General features: G+C 71.1%; 16 protein-coding genes. 3 read left to right on the top strand and 13 right to left on the bottom strand.

Translation table 11 applies throughout. The features are described 5' to 3' along the window. Positions 1–233 precede the first annotated feature (233 nt). The 9 genes from ftsW to WFI00_RS00135 all read right to left on the bottom strand — a co-directional run bounded on the left by ftsW (position 234) and on the right by WFI00_RS00135 (position 10,028). Entirely contained in the window at positions 234–1,478 is a 1,245-nt protein-coding gene (gene ftsW / locus WFI00_RS00175) for a putative lipid II flippase FtsW (RefSeq protein ID WP_336633096.1), read from the bottom strand. Next, a complete protein-coding gene (gene murD, locus WFI00_RS00170; RefSeq protein ID WP_336633097.1) occupies positions 1,429–3,039 on the bottom strand; it encodes a UDP-N-acetylmuramoyl-L-alanine--D-glutamate ligase in 1,611 nt (536 codons plus the stop codon). The genes ftsW and murD overlap by 50 nt, the downstream gene beginning before the upstream one ends. Then, the gene (gene mraY / locus WFI00_RS00165; protein WP_336633098.1) at positions 3,021–4,127 is read right to left on the bottom strand and encodes a phospho-N-acetylmuramoyl-pentapeptide-transferase; all 1,107 of its coding nucleotides are present in this window, start codon (positions 4,125–4,127) and stop codon (positions 3,021–3,023) included. The genes murD and mraY overlap by 19 nt, the downstream gene beginning before the upstream one ends. Continuing rightward, positions 4,124–5,536, bottom strand: a complete 1,413-nt coding sequence (locus WFI00_RS00160) for a UDP-N-acetylmuramoyl-tripeptide--D-alanyl-D-alanine ligase (RefSeq protein ID WP_336633099.1) — start codon at positions 5,534–5,536, stop codon at positions 4,124–4,126. The genes mraY and WFI00_RS00160 overlap by 4 nt, the downstream gene beginning before the upstream one ends. A gap of 29 nt (positions 5,537–5,565) precedes the next feature. Continuing rightward, complete coding sequence (locus WFI00_RS00155) at positions 5,566–7,380, bottom strand: peptidoglycan D,D-transpeptidase FtsI family protein (protein ID WP_336633100.1); 1,815 nt, start codon at positions 7,378–7,380, stop codon at positions 5,566–5,568. A 4-nt stretch (positions 7,381–7,384) separates the two neighbouring features. Then, complete coding sequence (locus WFI00_RS00150) at positions 7,385–7,984, bottom strand: hypothetical protein (RefSeq protein ID WP_336633101.1); 600 nt, start codon at positions 7,982–7,984, stop codon at positions 7,385–7,387. Then, positions 7,981–8,940 carry a 16S rRNA (cytosine(1402)-N(4))-methyltransferase RsmH gene (rsmH, locus tag WFI00_RS00145; protein WP_336633102.1) on the bottom strand — a complete coding sequence of 320 codons (960 nt, stop codon included), beginning with the start codon at positions 8,938–8,940 and terminating at the stop codon, positions 7,981–7,983. Before rsmH ends, WFI00_RS00150 begins: the two co-directional genes overlap by 4 nt. A gap of 98 nt (positions 8,941–9,038) precedes the next feature. Beyond that, on the bottom strand, positions 9,039–9,470 hold the full coding sequence (mraZ, locus tag WFI00_RS00140; protein ID WP_336633103.1) for a division/cell wall cluster transcriptional repressor MraZ: 432 nt from the start codon (positions 9,468–9,470) through the stop codon (positions 9,039–9,041). 171 nt (positions 9,471–9,641) lie between these two features. Next, positions 9,642–10,028: a DUF3040 domain-containing protein gene (locus WFI00_RS00135; protein ID WP_336633104.1), complete on the bottom strand. Its 387-nt coding sequence runs from the start codon at positions 10,026–10,028 to the stop codon at positions 9,642–9,644. 76 nt (positions 10,029–10,104) lie between these two features. Between WFI00_RS00135 and WFI00_RS00130 the strand changes: the two genes are divergently transcribed. Further along, positions 10,105–11,205, top strand: a complete 1,101-nt coding sequence (locus tag WFI00_RS00130) for a polyprenyl synthetase family protein (protein ID WP_336633105.1) — start codon at positions 10,105–10,107, stop codon at positions 11,203–11,205. Positions 11,206–11,214: 9 nt separating this feature from the next. On the opposite strand, the gene WFI00_RS00125 is transcribed toward WFI00_RS00130, so the two are convergent. Then, complete coding sequence (locus WFI00_RS00125; protein ID WP_336633106.1) at positions 11,215–11,577, bottom strand: Rv2175c family DNA-binding protein; 363 nt, start codon at positions 11,575–11,577, stop codon at positions 11,215–11,217. A gap of 164 nt (positions 11,578–11,741) precedes the next feature. Between WFI00_RS00125 and WFI00_RS00120 the strand changes: the two genes are divergently transcribed. Together WFI00_RS00120 and pknB are read left to right on the top strand one after the other, a co-directional pair. After that, a complete protein-coding gene (locus WFI00_RS00120) occupies positions 11,742–12,794 on the top strand; it encodes a LysM peptidoglycan-binding domain-containing protein (protein ID WP_442928278.1) in 1,053 nt (350 codons plus the stop codon). A 65-nt stretch (positions 12,795–12,859) separates the two neighbouring features. Further along, the gene (pknB, locus tag WFI00_RS00115) at positions 12,860–14,785 is read left to right on the top strand and encodes a Stk1 family PASTA domain-containing Ser/Thr kinase (protein ID WP_336633108.1); all 1,926 of its coding nucleotides are present in this window, start codon (positions 12,860–12,862) and stop codon (positions 14,783–14,785) included. Between the two features lie 128 nt (positions 14,786–14,913). Here pknB and WFI00_RS00110 read toward each other — a convergent pair whose 3' ends face one another. The 3 genes from WFI00_RS00110 to WFI00_RS00100 are packed head-to-tail and all read right to left on the bottom strand — an operon-like array spanning position 14,914 to position 17,939. Beyond that, on the bottom strand, positions 14,914–16,251 hold the full coding sequence (locus tag WFI00_RS00110; RefSeq protein ID WP_336633109.1) for a class II 3-deoxy-7-phosphoheptulonate synthase: 1,338 nt from the start codon (positions 16,249–16,251) through the stop codon (positions 14,914–14,916). A 52-nt stretch (positions 16,252–16,303) separates the two neighbouring features. After that, positions 16,304–16,984: a lysophospholipid acyltransferase family protein gene (locus tag WFI00_RS00105; protein ID WP_336633110.1), complete on the bottom strand. Its 681-nt coding sequence runs from the start codon at positions 16,982–16,984 to the stop codon at positions 16,304–16,306. A 16-nt stretch (positions 16,985–17,000) separates the two neighbouring features. Next, positions 17,001–17,939 carry an ROK family protein gene (locus WFI00_RS00100; RefSeq protein WP_336642269.1) on the bottom strand — a complete coding sequence of 313 codons (939 nt, stop codon included), beginning with the start codon at positions 17,937–17,939 and terminating at the stop codon, positions 17,001–17,003. Positions 17,940–18,021: the final 82 nt, after the last annotated feature.

Here is an 18,021-nt window from a genome sequence, read left to right as displayed (position 1 = left end):
CCACGCCCGCGCATCGAAACCCACGACCACACCCACGGTCTCGACGCCTAGCCACGGTCTCGACGCATCACCACGGTCTCGACGTGTCCACCGGCCGGCCCCGGCCATCCCGCCGAAACCGCGCCCCCACGTCGAAACCCACGACCACACCCACGGTCTCGACGCATCACCACGGTCTCGACGCCTGACCGCGGTCTCGACGCGCGCGGCGGACCGGCACGCGCGCGGCGCGGTCAGCGGCGCGGGGCGGGGGCGAGCACCGGGGCGCGCGTCGGCAGCGTGCGCGCGAAGGACAGCAGCACCCCGCACGCCATCAGCACCGAGAGCAGGGAGGTGCCGCCCTGCGACATGAACGGCAGCGGGACGCCCAGGACGGGGAGGAGCCGCAGCACGACGCCGACGTTGACGAGTGCCTGTCCGACGATCCACACCGTGATGCCGCCGGAGACGATACGGATGAACGGGTCGTCGGTCTTGCGGATGATGTGGAACGCGCCGACGGCGAACAGGGTGAACAGCAGCAGGACGACGAGGCATCCGATCAGCCCGAGCTCCTCGCCGAGGATCGCGAAGATGTAGTCGTTCGCCTTCGCCGGCAGCCACCCGTACTTCTCGCGCGAGTTGCCGAGCCCGAGGCCGAAGACGCCGCCGTTCGCGAGTCCGAAGATGCCGTGGAGTGCCTGGTAGCACGACGTGGTGTAGCAGGACTCGCTGTCGATCTCGAACAGCTGCGTGATGCGGCGCATCCGATTCTCGCTCGTCATGGCCGCCACGGCCGCGACGACGCTCACCAGGATCAGCGGGATGAGGAACAGCCGCAGCCGCACCCCGGAGAAGAAGAGGCAGCCGAGCAGGATCGCCATGAGGATCAACCCCGTGCCGAGGTCGTGGCTGCCGACGGCGACGAGGCCGATCACCAGGCCGCCCACGGGCACGACGGGGATGAAGACGTGCCGCCACAGGCGCAGCAGCGACTGCTTGCGGTACATGACGTATCCGAGCCACAGCGCGAGGCTGAGCTTGAGGAACTCGGAGGGCTGCATCTGGAACCCGGCGATCTGGATCCAGTTCTGGTTGCCGTCGTTGACGATGCCGAGACCGGGGACGAAGACCAGCAGCTGGAACCCGAGCGTGACGATCAGCGCGGGCCAGGCCATCTTCTTCCAGAACGCGATCGGGAAGCGACTGGCGACGAACATGAGCGGGATGCCGATGAGCGCGAACGTCGCCTGCTTCATCACCACCTCGAACGGGCTCGCCCCCTCGGCCACCGCGTCCGCCATGGTCGCGGAGAGCACCATCACGAGGCCGAAGCCCGTGAGCAGCAACGCCGTCGACGCGATCAGCAGGAACTCGCTCGGCACGGGGGCGAACGCGCGCCCCAGGGAGACGCGCGCGGCGAAGCCCCGCTTGGCCGACCCCTCGGCCTCAGCGGGCGCCGTCGTCGGCCGGGTCCGCCTCGTCGTGGTCGTCGCCACCGGCTCCCCCTCCGTCTGCGGCCGTCCGGCCGTCGTTCCCGCTCTCGTCGTGTCGGGCGATACGCGCTCGCACCGCCTCCGCGAAGCGAGCGCCCCGCTCGGCGTACGACGCGAACTGGTCGAGGGATGCCGCCGCCGGAGCGAGGAGGACCACGTCTCCGTCACGGGCGATTCCCGCGGCCAGGTCGACGACCTGCGCCATGACGTCTTCAGTCTGGGCGTGGTCGACCTCGAAGAGCGGAATGGCGGGCGCGTGTCGTGCGAACGCCGCCGCGATCTCGGCGCGTTCGAGGCCGATCACGATCGCGGCCTTCACGCCGGCGCCGCGAGCGGCGACCAGATCGGAGATGTCGACGCCCTTGAGCTGACCTCCGACGATCCACACGGCGCCCGGGAAGGCCGCGAGCGACGAGGCCGCCGCGTGGGGGTTGGTGGCCTTGGAGTCGTCGACCCACGTGATGCCCGCCGACGTCGCGACGACCTCGATGCGGTGCGGATCGAGCCGGAAGGCCTCGAGAGCTGCGGCGATCGCCGACGGCGCGACGTCGAGCGAGCGGGCGAGAGCGGACGCTGCGAGGATGTTCGCGACCATGTGCGGGGCGGCCAGCCCGTGGGCGGCGAGATCGGCCACGGTCGTGAGCTCGAGGGCGCTCGTGCGCCGTTCCTCGAGGAAGGCGCGGTCGACGAGGATGCCGTCGACGAGACCGACGTCGCTCGGGCCGGGGACGCCCAGGTCGAAGCCGACGGCCCGGCATCCCTCGACGACGTCTGCCTCCTCGACCATCTCCCGGGTGGCCGCATCGGCCTTGTTGTAGATGCACGCGATACGGGTGTTGCGGTAGACGACCGCCTTGGCATCGCGGTAGGCGGCCGCGGAGCCGTGCCACTGCAGGTGGTCGTCGGCGAGGTTCAGGCAGACCGCCGCGTGCGGCGAGACCGCATCGGATCCGTCCTGCAGCGACAGGTACCACAGCTGGTGGCTCGACAGTTCGACGACGAGGGCGTCGAAGCCGCCCGGATCGCGCACGGCGTCGAGCACCGGCACGCCGATGTTGCCGACCGGTGCGACGCGTCGCCCGTCCGCGGCGAGCATCGCGGCGGTGAGCCGCGTCGTCGTGGTCTTGCCGTTCGTCCCGGTGATGAGGACCCACGCCGCCGGGGTGCCGTCCGGACGGAGGACCTTGTCGCGCACGCGCCAGGCCAGCTCGATGTCGCCCCAGAGCGCGATCCCGGCCTCTCGCGTCCAGCGGACGAGCGGATGGTGCGGGGCGAAGCCGGGCGAGGCCACGACGACCTCGGGGGCGAACGCGACGAGCTCGTCGGGCGCCGCGTCGAGCGGGCCCGTCCACAGACGCGCGCCGATCACGGGCAGCAGGCGCGCGTACTCCTCGTCCGCCCTCTCGCTGACGACGAGGACCTCGGCGCCGAGCTCGGCGAGCGTGTCGGCGACGGAGAACCCGGTCATCGACAGGCCGAGCACGGCCACCCGGAGGCCGCGCCAATCGGCGTGCCAGCTGCGCAGGGCGTCGAGGTCGCGCCCGCTCACAGCGAGGCCAGCCATGCGACGTAGAACAGCCCGACCCCCGACACCGCCAGCATCCCCGCGATGATCCACATCCGCACGACGATCGTGATCTCCGGCCAGCCGCGCATCTCGAGATGGTGGTGGAACGGGCTCATGAGGAACAGGCGCTTCCCGCCGGTCGCCTTGAAGTACCACCGCTGCAGGATGACGGAGCCCGGGGCGATGATGAAGACGCCCGCGACGATGATCGAGAGGATCTCGGTGCGCGAGAGGATCGCCATGGCGGCGATGACGCCGCCGATCGCCATCGACCCCACGTCTCCCATGAAGATCTTCGCCTTGGGGGCGTTCCACCACAAGAACCCGACGAGGGCGCCCACGAAGGCCGCCGCGATGATCGTGAGGTCCATCGGGTCGCGGGTGTCGTAGCAGGCCGCCTGATAGGCGGTGACGAGGGCCTCCGACATGCACCGCTGCTGGAACTGCCAGAACGTCACGAGGCTGTACGCGGAGACCGTGAAGATGCCCGCACCGGTCGCGAGGCCGTCGAGGCCGTCGGTCAGGTTGGTGGCGTTCGACCACGCGACCGACAGGAACGACACCCAGATGAGATAGGCGATCCAGCCCACCACGACGCCGAGCGCCATGAACGAGAGCATGGGGATGTCCCGGAAGAACGAGATGTACGGCGACGCGGGCGTCTGGCGGTACTCGTCCGGGAAGTTCAGGGCGAAGATCCCGAAGGGGACCGCCACGAGCACCTGACCGACGATCTTGCGCCAGCCGGAGAGTCCGAGGCTGCGCTGCTGTCGCACCTTCATGAAGTCGTCGACGAATCCGACGACGCCGAGTCCGACCATCATCCAGATGACGAGCAGTCCCGAGGTCGACGGCGGGGCGCCGCCGGTGAGCGTGCCGACGAAGTAGCCGACGACGGCGCCGAGGATGAACACGACACCGCCCATCGTGGGAGTCCCCCGCTTGGCCTGGTGCTGCGGGTTGTTGCCGTCCTCGGTGCGGATCACCTGCCCCCAGCCGATCTTCTCGAACAGCCGGATGAACAGCGGCGTGAGGAAGAGGGTGAAGGCGAGGGAGATCGTCGCGGCGGTCAGCAGGGATCTCACGAGAACGATTCTCCCAGACGATCGCCGAGATGCCGCAGCCCCGCGGAGTTCGACGACTTCACCAGGACACGGTCGCCGTCGCGCAGCTCCGTGAGGAGGTAGTCGTACGCCTCGTCCGCCGTCTCGAAGAAGACGGCCTCGCTGTCCCACGACCCCTCGGCGATGGCCGCGAGGTACAGGCGTCGCGCCTCGCGCCCGACCACGACGATGCGCTGGATCCGCAGCCGCACCGCCTGGAGCCCGACGCGGTCGTGCTCCTCCCCGGCCTGCTCGCCGAGCTCGCTCATGGCCCCGAGGACGGCGACCGTGCGCTCCCCCGGACCGGTGATCTGCGCGAGGGTGCGCAGCGCGGCGGACATGGAGTCGGGGCTGGCGTTGTACGCGTCGTTGATGATGCGGACGCGGTCCGATCCGAGCGGCTGCATGCGCCAGCGCTCGGCGACCTCGACGGTCTCCAGTCGCGCGATCGCCGCCGCGGGGCTCACTCCGAGCACGCCCGCGGCCGTGATCGCCGCGAGCGCGTTCATCACGTGGTGCTCCCCCAGGACGCGCAGGCGCAGCGGGATGCGCTCCCCGTCCGCCACGACGACGCACGTGGTGCCGGAGGCCGTGACCTCCACGTCCTCGGCGCGGACGTGGGCGTCCGGGCCGCGGCCGAACCAGCGCACCGAGAGGCCGCGCTCCGCCGCGACGTCCGCCATCGTCACGACTCGGGGGTCGTCGGCGTTGAGCACGGCGACCCCGCCGGGGCGGATGGCTCGGACGAGCTCGGTCTTGGCCTTGAGGGTCTCCTCGACTCCGCCGAACCCGCCGGCGTGCGCGAGTCCGACCATGAGCACGACGCCCACGTCGGGGGTGACCAGGCCTGCGAGCCGGGCGATCTCGCCGGGACCGGAGGCGCCGAACTCGTTGACGAGGTAGCGGGTGTCCGCCGTGACGCGCAGCATCGTCAGCGGCGCGCCGACCTCGTTGTTGTAGGACCCGCGGGGGGCGATCGTCTCGCCCTCGTCCTGCAGGATCCGCGCGAGGAGGTTCTTGGTCGTCGTCTTGCCGTTGGAGCCGGTGATGCCGGTCACGGTGAGGCGGCCGCCCGCACGCACGCGCGCCACCACCGCGCGCGCCAGATCGGCGAGGGCGTCGACGGCGTCCGGGACGACGATCTGCGAGATCGGTGCGTCGACGGGGCGCTCGACGATCGCGAGGGCGGCGCCGGCCTCGGCGACCGCGCCGACGAATCGGTGACCGTCGGTCGTCTCCCCGGGCTTGGCGACGAAGACGTCGCCGGGACCGAGGACGCGCGAGTCGGTGTCGACCGCGCCGCCGACGAGGGTCGCGGCGGTGTCATCGCCGAACACGTCGAGGGTTCCCCCGACGGCCTCTGCGATCTCTCCGAGGGTGATCCGGATCATGGCTGTGGTTCCTCACGCGCGGGGGCGCGTCAATTCATGATGGGCAGCAGGGGGGTCGGGGTGTTCGAGGGCATCACGCGATAGTGGGTCAGCACCTGCATCATCGCCTTCTTGAAGACGGACCGGTTCGCGGACGACATCCGGTTCGTCTTGGGCTCGTCGAACAGCGTCAGAACAACGTACTGCGGATCATCGGCGGGAGCGAACCCGGCCAGCGACGTCATGAACAGGCCGTCCTTGTAGCCGCCGGCTCCGTCCGGGACCTGCGCGGTGCCCGTCTTGACCGCGAGGCGGTACCCCGGGATCTTGATGTCGTCGGCGAGCGTCCCCTGGGCGTAGACGTTCTCGAGCATCTGGGAGACCTCCGCCGCGGTCTCGGGCTTGATGACCTGCTGCGGTGCGGGCTCGTCGGGGGTGACGACGGTGCCGTCGGGCTCCGTGCACGACTCGACGAGGCTCGCGGGCATCCGCACACCGCCGTTGGCGATGGTCTGGAAGACACTCGCCACCTGCACCGGGGTCACCGTGAAGGCCTGGCCGAACGTCGTGGTGTAGTAGGTCTGGTTGTCCCAGTCCTTGGCATCCGCGGAGAAGCCCGCGTCGGGCGCCCCCGACCAGCCGAGGGCGTCGCCGCCGCCGACGCCGAACCGTTCGAGGTACTGCTGGCGCACCTCCGGCGAGACGAGCGTGCCGAACTGCGACATCGCGACGTTGGAGGACTCGACGAGTCCGCCGGTGAGGGTCAGGTTCTGCGTCGGGTGGCTCTCGGAGTCGTTGATCACCGCCCCGTTGGGGAACTGCATCCGATCCGGCACCTGCACGGTCGAGGTGGGGGTGAGGCCCGCCTGCTCGATCGCCGTGGCCGCGGTGACGGGCTTGAACGTCGAGCCGGGCTCGTAGGAGACCCGCAGCAGCCGCGAGCCGCGGTCCTCGGGGGCCGAGGCGCCCGGGTCGTTGGGATCCACCGTCGGGGTCTCGGCGATCGCACGGATCTTGCCGGTCTTGGCCTCCATCACGATGATCCCGCCCCAGTCGGCCTGGTAGTTCGCGGTCTCCTCGGCGATCAGCTGCTGCAGGTACCACTGCAGGTCGGTGTCGATCGTGAGCTTGAGAGTGCCGCCGGCGACGGCGGGATCCTCCACCTCGGTTCCGGGGATGATGACGCCGTCCGCCCCGCTCTGGTACCTCAGAGTGCCGTTGTGGGCGGCGAGGCACGAGTTCTGCAGGTCTTCGAGGCCTTCGAGCGGCGTGCCGTCGGATCCGACGAAGCCCAGGATGTTGCCGGCGACCGCACCGTCCGGGTAGGTCCGGGAGGGGTGCGACGGGAAGGTCAGGAAAGGCAGCTTCAGTGCCGCGAGGGCACGGTACTCCTCGGTCGAGACGAACTGCTTGATGATCGCATAGCGCTTGTCCGGGTCGATCGCGAGCGCCTCGTCGACGATCTTCTGCACGTCGGCCGCCGACTGACCGGTGACGGCGGCGATGCGTCCCGCCAGTTCCGACCAGGGCACCTTCACGGGGTCGCCCTTCGCGTCCTCGACGGTCGTGCCGTCGGCGTCGGTCTTGTCGATCCCCTGGGCGGCCAGCATCGGGTCGATCTGCACGTCGTACAGCATCGTGCTCGTCGCGAGCACGGAGCCGTTGGTGTCGACGATCTCGCCGCGCGCGGCGTAGATGGTCTGCGACGCGCCCGTCGCGAAGGCGCGCGAGTCGGCGACGTGATCGTTGGCGTTGACGACCTGGATGTCCACGAGGCGCACGACGAAGGCTCCCAGGACCGCCAGGACGACGGCGAGGGCGACGACGGTGCGCCGCCGCGGACTGCGGGTTGCTCGGGTCGTCATGGATTCAGTGTGTGGTGGGGGTCGGCAGACCGTCGGCGATGGCGGGGGGTGTCGACGTATTGGTGGCGGCGGCCTTGATCGCGTCGTCGGCCGCGGTGGCGCCGGCGCCGAGGCTGGCGGACGGGTCGTTGACGAGCGGGCGGCCCGCCACCAGGGCGTTGGCGACGGCGGCGTGGGTGAGCGCGTTGATCGAGCTCCCGCCGGTGGATCCGGCCGCCGTGCCGATGATGGCGCTGTCGCTCAGCCGCAGGTAGGTCGGCGGCTGGCCGGTCACCATGCCGAGCGCGGACGCGTTGGCCGCGAGGTACTGCGGCGAGCTCAGCCCCGCGATCGAGTCGGTGAGCATCTGCTTCTGGAAGTCCAGGTCGCGCTGCTGGGCGGTGAGGGAGGCGATCTCGTACGAGGACTGCGTGGTCAGGATCGACAGCCCCATCTGCACCGCACCGATCAGCACGGCGCCGGCGACGGCGGCGACGCCGTACACGAGGCGCGGCCGCCGACGCGGGATCGGACGTTCGAGCGCCTGCAGACGCCGCGGCCGCTCGGGTCGGGGGGCGGCGGCGGGCTGCCCCGCCAAGAGGTCGAGGTCGGCCGGGATGCTCATGCGGCCTCCGCCACTCTCTCTGCCGCGCGCAGGCGCACGGGGGTCGCCCGCGGGTTGCGCGCGCGTTCGTCATCGGATGCGAGTTCGGCGCCCTTGACCAGCAGGCGGAAGCGCGGTGCGTGCTCGGGCAGCTCGACGGGGAGTCCCGCGGGCGCGGTCGACGAGGATGCCTCCGCGAACACGCGCTTGACGATCCGGTCCTCGAGGGACTGGTAGCTCATGACCACGATGCGCCCGCCGACGCGCAGCAGATCCATCGCAGCCGGGACGGCACGGTCCAAGACCGACAGCTCGGCGTTGACCTCGATGCGCAGCGCCTGGAAGACCCGCTTGGCGGGGTGCCCGCGCCCCTCGCGCTGCACGGCGGCGGGCGTGGCGGCGATGAGGACGTCGACGAGACGCCCGGACCGCTCGATGGGCGCCTCGGCCCGCGCCGCGATGATGGCCCGTGCGTACCGGCCCGCCAGCTTCTCCTCGCCGTAGCGTTCGAAGATCCGGCGCAGGTCCCCCTCGCCGTAGCTCGCGACGATGTCCGCGGCGGTGGTGCCCGCCGTCTGATCCATCCGCATGTCCAGCGGGGCGTCCTGGGCGTACGCGAAGCCCCGCTCGGCCTCGTCGAGCTGGAGCGAGGACACGCCGAGGTCGAACAGCACTCCGTCGATGCGCTCGACGCCCGCGGATGCCACGGCCTGCGCGATGCCGTCGTACACCGTGTGCACGAGGGTGACCCGGTCGCCGAACGGAGCGAGCCGCTCCCCCGCGATGCGCAGGGCGTCGGTGTCGCGGTCGAGCCCGATGAGGCGGATGTCGGGGAACCGCTGCAGCACGGCTTCCGAGTGCCCGCCCATCCCCTCGGTCGCGTCGACGAGGACCGCTCCCGGACGGACGAGGGCGGGGGCGAGCAGCTCGACGCAGCGGTCGAGCAGCACGGGGGTGTGGATGTCGGAGTGGTCCATGGTGCGGAGGGCGTTGATCCGGAGTCGTGATCCCCATCCGCCTGACCTGGCACCGGGGAAGTGTGTCAGGGCGTGCGGCTGGGAGTCACGGCCACGGATCAGAAGAGGCCCGGGATCACCTCCTGCTCCATGTCCGAGTAGCTGTCTTCGTTTCCCTCGGCGTACGCGTTCCACGCGTCGGCGTCCCAGATCTCCGCGTGCGCGCCGACACCGGTGACGACGAGTTCGCGGTCGAGGTTCGCGTAGGTCCGCAGGTGCGGCGGGATCGTGATCCGGCTCTGGCTGTCCGGCTTCTCGTCGCTCGCGCCGGACAGGAACATGCGCTGGAAGTCGCGCGCCTGCTTGTTCGTCAGCGGCGCCTCGCGGATCTTCTCGTAGACGCGCTCGAACTCCTTGGTGCTGAAGACGTAGAGGCAGCGCTCCTGACCGCGGGTGACGACGAGCCCGTCCCCCAGATCGGTGCGGAACTTCGCCGGGAGGATGACCCGCCCCTTGTCGTCGAGCTTCGGGGTGTAGGTGCCCAACAGCATCCACAACCACCCCCTTCGCTCGGCCCGACTCAGGTGCGCACCACTTTACTCCACTTCCCTCCACTTCACTATCGATCCGCTGGAAGAACGCTCCCCCCGCGCACAAAAAAGAGCACCGACCCGGAGGTCGGTGCTCTGTGTCCGTGCGGCGGACGGAAGGTCAGTGGGCGATCATCGCTCGCCCTGGCGGCGGTCCCATCGATCGTTCATCCGGTCCATGAAGGAGGACGATCCCGTGGGCTTGCGCGCCGGGCCCGTGCCCGCGGAGACCGAGTCGTCGAGGGAGACGGGACCGCCGGCGCCCTTGGCGGGGGTGACGGCCAGCACGACGCCGGCCACCATCACGAGGAAGGCGATGACGCCGACGACGATCAGGCTGCTCGCCACCCCGGCGATCAACCCGCCGAGACCGAGGAGGACCAGCACCGTGCCGTACACGATGTTGCGATAGCTGAGCGTCTGGCCCTCGCGCGGAGCGCTGACGACGTCGGCGTCCTTGTTCATGAGATGGCGTTCCATCTCATCGAGCAGGCGCTGCTCCTGTTCTGACAGCGGCATGCGTCCCCCTGACGGGTGTTGCTGGCGGGTATATGCGCACGATTCTACGCGTGCGCCTGCGAACTAGGCTAGGCCTGTGAGCGCTTCCGACGACCCGATCGAGGCAGTTTCCCAGCGACTGGCGAGCTATGTCGCAGGCCAGCTCGACGTCTGGAGCGGCGCGGGCGACGAGGCCGCCGTCTTCGTCGCGGCCGGCGCCGCCGCCCTGGCGGGCGGAAAGCGGCTGCGCGCCCGGTTCTGCGTGACCGGCTGGGAGGCCGTGGCACGCCTCGACGCGCACCCGGCAGGGCTCGCCGCGGCGCCCGGCGAGGACGTCGTCGCCGCTGCCGGTGCGCTCGAGATCTTCCACGCGGCGGCGCTCGTCCACGACGACCTGATCGACAACTCGGACACCCGACGCGGGCGGCCGGCCGCCCATCGGGCGTTGGAGGCCGAGCACCGCGCCGCCCGCTGGGCCGGCGATGCGGCCGCCTTCGGCCGTTCGGGCGCGATCCTGCTCGGCGACCTCCTCGTCGCGTGGAGCGACGACCTCCTCGAGGACGGGCTGCGCGACGCTCAACACGCGGCCGCGGCCCGCGAGGTGTTCGCCCTGATGCGACGAGAGGTGACGGTCGGCCAGTTCCTGGACATCGCCGAGGAGGCGGCGTTCGTGACCGCCCCGACCGCCGAGCACGCCGAGCGGGCGCTTCGCGTCGCGTCGCTGAAGTCCGCGCGGTACTCGGTGCAGCACCCCCTGCTCCTGGGCGCGGCCCTGGCCGGGGCGGATGCCGCGCAGTCCGCGGCGCTGTCGCGATTCGGGCATCCGCTCGGACTCGCGTTCCAGCTGCGCGACGACGTCCTGGGCGTCTTCGGCGACAGCGCGGTCACCGGCAAGCCCTCCGGGGACGACCTCCGCGAAGGCAAACGCACCGTCCTCGTCGCGTTCGCGCGGGAACGGATGACTCCCGCGGAGACCGCGGACTTCGACGCCCTGCTCGGCGACCCGCGGCTCGACGCAGAGCAGATCGCTCACCTGCAGCGGACCATCATCGGCACCGGAGCGCTCGATCGCGTCGAAGAGCTCATCGCGCGCAACTGCGCGGAGGCCGACGACGCCCTGCGCGACGCGCCGCTCGCCGCGTCGGCGGTCGACGCGCTGACGGCGCTCGCCCACGACGCGACGGCGCGTACCGCCTGACCGCGAGCGTCAGGCGAGGGTCTGCGCGACCCGGCGCACCTCGCTCTTGCGCCCACGGCGCAGAGCCTCGATGGGGGCGAGACCGATGGACTCCTCCTCGGCGAGGAGCCAGTCGATCACCTCGTCGTCGGAGAAACCGGCATCCTGCAGCACGATGACCGTTCCGCGCAGGGACGCGAGCGGCGCGCCGTCGACCAGGAACAGCGAGGGGACGGCGAAGACCCCCGTCCGCTTCGAGCCGACGAGGTGCCGCTCGTCGAGGAGTCGCCGGACGCGACCGAGGGACTCACCGAGGGCCTCGACGAGGTCGGGCATCGTGAGCCACTCGATGGCGGGTTCGAGGGATGCGGGTGCGGCGGAGGCGTCGGTCACCCCTCCACTATCCCATCCCCGCGCATCCTCGGCGTGTCGCCGGGCGTGCTCGCGACGGGCGTGCGGAAGCACATCGATCCCACTCGTCACATCAGTCACAAAAACAACGCCCGTTGACAGCTGTTTACATCCGTGACACGGTGTCGGAGTCTGCAGAGGGGGATATCTTGCGACGCACACCTGCACCGATCCGACAGCGGATCGCCACCACGACGGCCGTCATCGGCTCCGTCTCGCTCGCGCTGAGCACGACGCCCGCCGTCGCCGCCGCGCCCGCGGAGCGGTCCTCCGCGGCCCCCGGACTGCGCCTCGCGGCGACCGTCCCGCCGCCGCACACCCTTCTGCGCCCCGCCGCCCTGCGCGCGACGCAGATTCCGCCCGACACGTACACGATCGTCGCCGGCGACACGATCAGCGACATCGCCGCGCGCTACGGGCTGCGCACCGCCGACGTGCTCGCCGCCAACGGACTCGACTGGGCGAGCGTCATCCACCCCGGTCAGTCGATCGCCCTGACGGCGACGGCGACGGCGGCCGAGGCACCCGCGAACGAGCCCGCGCCCGTCGCCGAGCCCGCCGCGGTCGAGCACGTCGTGACGGCCGGAGACACGCTGTGGGCGATCGCGACCTCGGCCGGCATCCCGCTCGCCGACCTGCTCGCGGCGAACGGGCTGGATTCGGGCTCGATCATCTATCCCGGGCAGAGCCTGCTCGTCCCGACCCCCGGCGCCGCGTCGCCCGCGCCCGCCGCTGCGGGCGACGCGGTCCCGCTGGAGGCCGAGCCCGCGGCGGTCGTCACCCCGATCACGGGCCTCGATGCGGAGCAGAGCGAGAACGCGCGCATCATCATCGCGGTCGGGCGCGACCTCGGCGTCCCCGACCGCGGCATCGCCATCGCGCTGGCGACCGCCATGGTCGAGTCCTGGGTCCGCAACCTCGACTGGGGCGACCGCGATTCGCTCGGGCTGTTCCAGCAGCGGCCGAGCATGGGCTGGGGCACCCCCGACCAGGTCCGCGATCCGTATCGGGCCGCGAGGTCGTTCTTCGTCGGCTCGGTCGACGAGAACGGCGCGACCACCGACGGCCTGCTCGACATCGACGGATGGGAGTCGATGGACTTCGGCGCCGCGGCGCAGGCCGTGCAGATCTCCGCCTATCCGGACCGGTACGGGGTGTGGGAGCAGGACGCCTACGCCTGGCTCGCCACCCTCGGGTGAGCCATCCGGTCCTCGCAGGTGAGCCGCTGCCCGGACTCGCGGTCTCCGCTCCGTAGACTCGTCGCGTGAGCACGAGCCAGCAGACCGACCCGCTGATCGGCCGTCTGGTCGACGGCCGGTACCGGGTGCGCGCTCGCATCGCCCGCGGCGGCATGGCGACGGTGTACGTCGCGACCGACCTGCGTCTGGAACGCCGCGTCGCGCTCAAGGTCATGCACGGCCATCTCTCCGACGACACCGTCTTCCAGGGGCGTTTCATCCAGGAGGCGCGCGCGGCGGCGCGGCTGGCCGACCCGCACGTGGTCAACGTCTTCGATCAGGGCCAGGACGGCGAGATGGCCTACCTGGTCATGGAGTATCTTCCGGGGATCACGCTCCGCGATCTGCTGCGCGAACAGCGCCGCCTGTCGATCCCGCAGACGATCACGATCATGGATGCGGTGCTGTCGGGCCTCGCTGCGGCGCACCGCGCCGGCATCGTGCACCGCGACGTGAAGCCCGAGAACGTCCTGCTCGCCGAGGACGGCCGCATCAAGATCGGCGACTTCGGTCTGGCGCGCGCGACGAGCGCCAACACGGCGACGGGGCAGATGCTGCTCGGCACGATCGCCTACCTCGCCCCCGAGCTCGTCACGCGCGGTACCGCGGACGCCCGCAGCGACATCTACGCCCTCGGGATCATGCTGTACGAAATGCTCGTCGGCGAGCAGCCGTACAAGGGCGAGCAGCCGATGCAGATCGCCTACCAGCACGCGACGGACTCCGTGCCGCGGCCGTCCGCCAAGAACCCCGGCGTGCCGGAGGTGCTCGACGAGCTCGTGATGTGGGCGACCGAGCGCGACCCCGACGAACGACCGATCGATGCCCGCCAGATGCTCGACCGGCTCCGTGACATCGAGAAGGAGCTCGGCGTCTTCCCGCACGTCGTGCGCGCGCCCGCGCCCGGCATCGTGGCCGTCGACGACGGGGTCGATTCCGGGGAGCTCACCAAGGTCATGCCGGGCACCTTCACCGCTCCGGTGGTGACCGAGGCCGCGGACAACGCGACCCTCCTGCGCCGTCGCGCCCGCCGCAACGCGTCCAAGGGGTGGGGGCTGCTCGCGCTGGTGCTCGTCCTGGCCGCGCTCGCCGGGGGCACCGGCTGGTGGTTCGGCTCGGGGCCCGGCTCGCTCGTGGCCGTGCCGGAGGTGTCCGGGATGTCGCTGGAGGAGGCCGGTGCCCTGCTCGCGGAGCACTCCCTGGTGGCGGCGCCCGGGCAGGACTTCAGCCGGGACGTCGCGGCGGGGCTCGCGATCCGCACGGATCCCGCCTCGGGAGACCGGGTCGAGCGGGACAGCACCGTCACCGTCGTGATCTCGCAGGGACCGGCATCCCACGACATCCCCGCGCTCAGCGGCATGGATGTCGATGAGGCGACGCGCGTGCTGGGCGACGTGTTCATCACGTCGTCGGGCGAGCCCGCCCGCTTCTTCGAGGACGCACCCGCCGGCTCCGTCACCCACGCCGCGATCACGCCTCCGGGCGGCGGCGAGGCGGTCGACTGCACCGAGGGCTGCACCGCTCTCGAGGGCGGGACGGTCGCTCTGGAGGTCTCGGCCGGACCGTTGCCCGACGTGGCCGATCGGAGCCTCGACGCGGCGCGCAGCGCGCTCGACGCCGTCGACCTCCAGGCCACGACGACCGAGGAGTACGACGACACGATCGAGAAGGGCAAGGTCGTCGGCATCGCGCCGCGCGGCGACGGCAGCCGCGTGCAGCCCGGCCAGACCGTCACCCTCGTCGTCTCGAAGGGACCCGCGCCCGTCGAGGTGCCGGACGTGTCGAACCAGACCGTCGCCGCCGCGATGCAGACGTTGCGCGACGCGGGCTTCGAGCCCGGCACCGCGCTCCCCGAGATCGTCTGGAGCATCTTCACCGTCACGCGCACGACTCCCGCCGCCGGGACGATGCAGCTGCCCGGGACGAAGATCACCATCGTCTCCGTGGGCTGACCCCCACCCCACCCCCTCTCGCGAGACCGCGCGAACGTCACGCACAGCGCCCGGAAAGCGGGCATATGCGCGGTCTCGCGGAATCGGAGGGAGGCGGAGGGGGTGAGAACAGAGGGAGCGAGAGCGGGTCAGCGCTTCTCGAGCTCCTCGGCGACCAGGAAAGCGAGCTCCAGGGACTGCATGTGGTTCAGCCGCGGATCGCAGAGGCTCTCGTAGCGCGTCGCGAGGGAGGCCTCGTCGATCTGCTCCGAGCCGCCCAGGCACTCGGTGACGTCGTCGCCCGTGAGCTCGACGTGGATGCCCCCGGGGAAGGTCCCCACGGCGCGGTGCGCCTCGAAGAAGCCGCGGACCTCGTCGACCACGTCGTCGAAGCGACGCGTCTTGTATCCGGTCGGCGTCGTGATGCCGTTGCCGTGCATCGGGTCCGTGACCCACAGCGGGGTCGCGCCGGAGTCGCGCACGGCCTCGAGCAGCGGCGGCAGGGCATCGCGGATCTTGCCCGCACCCATCCGCGTGATGAACGTCAGCCGTCCGGGCTCGCGCTCGGGGTCGAGCTTGTCGATGAGCTCGAGCGCCGTCTCGGGCGACGTCGACGGACCGAGCTTGACGCCGATGGGGTTCCGGATCTTCGAGAAGTAGTCGACGTGCGCGCCGTCGAGGTCGCGCGTGCGCTCCCCGATCCACAGGAAGTGCGCCGAGGTGTTGTACGGCGTCCCCGTCCGCGAGTCGATGCGGGTCATCGGGTGCTCGTAGTCCATCAGCAGACCCTCGTGACCGGTGTAGAACTCGACGCGCTTGAGCTCGTCGAAGTCCGCACCCGCGGCCTCCATGAACTTGATGGCGCGGTCGATCTCCGTCGCGAGACGCTCGTACTGCTGGTTGGCGGGGTTCTGCGCGAAGCCCTTGTTCCAGCTGTGCACCTCGCGGAGGTCCGCGAATCCGCCCTGGGTGAAGGCGCGGATGAGGTTGATGGTGGATGCCGCGGTGTGGTACCCCTTCAGCAGCCGCTGCGGGTCCGCCGCACGCGAGAGCTCGGTGAAGTCGTAGCCGTTGACGATGTCGCCGCGGTAGGCGGGCAGGGTCACGTCGCCCCGCGTCTCGGTGTCGCTCGAGCGCGGCTTGGCGAACTGCCCCGCCATCCGCCCCATCTTCACGACCGGCATCGACGCCCCGTACGTCAGCACGACGGCCATCTGCAGCACCGTCTTGATCCGGTTGCGGATCTGCTCGGCAGTCGCCCCGGCGAACGTCTCGGCGCAGTCGCCGCCCTGGAGCAGGAAGGCCTGCCCGGACGCGGCGCGCCCGAGGCGGTCACGCAGGTTGTCGACCTCGCCCGCGAACACGAGCGGCGGCAGCGAGGCGATCTCGTCGGAGACGGCGGCGACCGCGTCGAGGTCGGTCCAGGTCGGCTGCTGCTTGATCGGGAGCGAGCGCCAGTGATCCAGGTCGGCGTGCAGGGTGGGCATCCGCTCAGTCTAGTGGCGCCGCACGACGCCCCGTCGCCGCAGGCAAGACCGGTCAGGCCGGTCGGCGGTCCTTCACCGTGGAGGCGTAGACGTCCTCGTACTTCTGCTCCCCCAGGCGCTGCAGCGCGACCATGATCTCGTCGGTGACCGAGCGCAGCACGTACCGGTCGGACTCCATGCCCTGGAACCGGGAGAAGTCCAGCGGCTCGCCGATCACCATCCCGACGCGCCCGATCCGCGGGATCGTCCGCCCGATCGGCATGACCTCGCCGGTGTCCACCATCACGACGGGCACCACCGGCACGCGCGCCTCGAGGGCCATGCGCGCCAGTCCCGTCCGCCCGCGGTACAGCTTGCCGTCGGGGCTGCGCGTCCCCTCGGGGTAGATGCCGAGCAGGTCTCCGCGGCCCAGCACCTGCAACCCCGTGTTCAGCGAGTCCTCGGACGCCTTGCCCCCGGTCCGGTCGATGGGGATCTGACCGGTCGCCTTCATGAACACGCGCGTGGCCCAGCCCGTGAGCCCGGTTCCCGTGAAGTAGTCGCTCTTGGCGAGGAAGCTCATCGGACGGTCGATCATGAGCGGCAGGAAGATGGAGTCGCTCACCGAGAGATGGTTCGAGGCGAGGATCGCCGCGCCGGAGGTCGGGATGTTCGAGCGACCCACGATCCACGGGCGGAAGATCGCCTTCACGATCGGTCCGATGACGATGTACTTCATCACCCAGTAGAACATCAGACGCCCTTCCGCATCAGCGCGTTCGCAGTCCCGCCAGGTCCGCGACCCCGACCAGTCCCGCATCGTTGCCGAGGGTCGCGGTGACGAACCGCGCGGTCGGGCGGTCCCCGAACCCGGGGAGGGATGTCTCGTAGGCGAGCCGCGTCGGCTCGAGCAGCACCTCGCCGAGCTCGGCGACACCCCCGCCGATGACGAAGACGTCGGGGTCGAGCACGGCCTGGAACGCGCCGCAGGCCTCGCCGAGCGCGGTCGCCACGCGACGGACGGCCTCGAGGGCGCCCGCGTCCCCCTCCGCGAGGAGCATCGCCAGGTCGCGCCCGGGCACGATGCCGTCCGGGCCGCGGTGCGCCGCGAGGCGCTCGCCGATCCCCCCGGCGTCGGCGATGTCGCCGAGCTCGCGCTGCAGAGCGCGGCCGGAGGCGTACTGCTCGAGACATCCGTTCTGACCGCAGCCGCAGGGGCGGCCGCCGCGCACGAAGCGCATGTGCCCGAGCTCCGCGGCGCTGCCGTTGGCCCCGAGGATCAGGCGTCCGTCGCCGACCACCGCTCCTCCGACGCCCGTTCCCAGGGTCACCATGACCATGTCGCTGGCGCCGCGCCCGGCACCGAACCGGTACTCGCCCCAGCCGGCGGCGTTGGCGTCGTTCTCGAGGGTGACCGGGCGCCCGACGAGCGCCTCGAACTCGGCCCGCAGCGGGACGTCGTGCCAGTCGATGTTGGGCGCGTGCAGCATGATCGAGCGCGTGCGGTCGATGAACCCCGCGGCAGCGACCCCGACGGCGTGCACCGCGTGGCGGCCGGCGAGCTCGCCGACCATGTCGGCGACGGCGCGCGCGAGGGCCCCGGTGTCGACCGGGGTGGGCACCCGCAGGCGTTCGACGATGACGCCGTCCGCGTCCACGACACCGCCCGCGATCTTCGTCCCACCGATGTCGATGCCGACGTTCAGCACAGCGCTCCTCTTTCCGCCGGCCCGGGTGGTCCGACAGGACGGCACGGCATCGGAGAGTCTAGTGTGGAAGGGGAAGCCCGAC

Origin of the sequence: Microbacterium sp. MMO-56 (assembly GCF_037146215.1) — a bacterium.
Lineage (GTDB): Bacteria > Actinomycetota > Actinomycetes > Actinomycetales > Microbacteriaceae > Microbacterium.
This window is presented reverse-complemented; position numbering and strand designations above follow the sequence as displayed.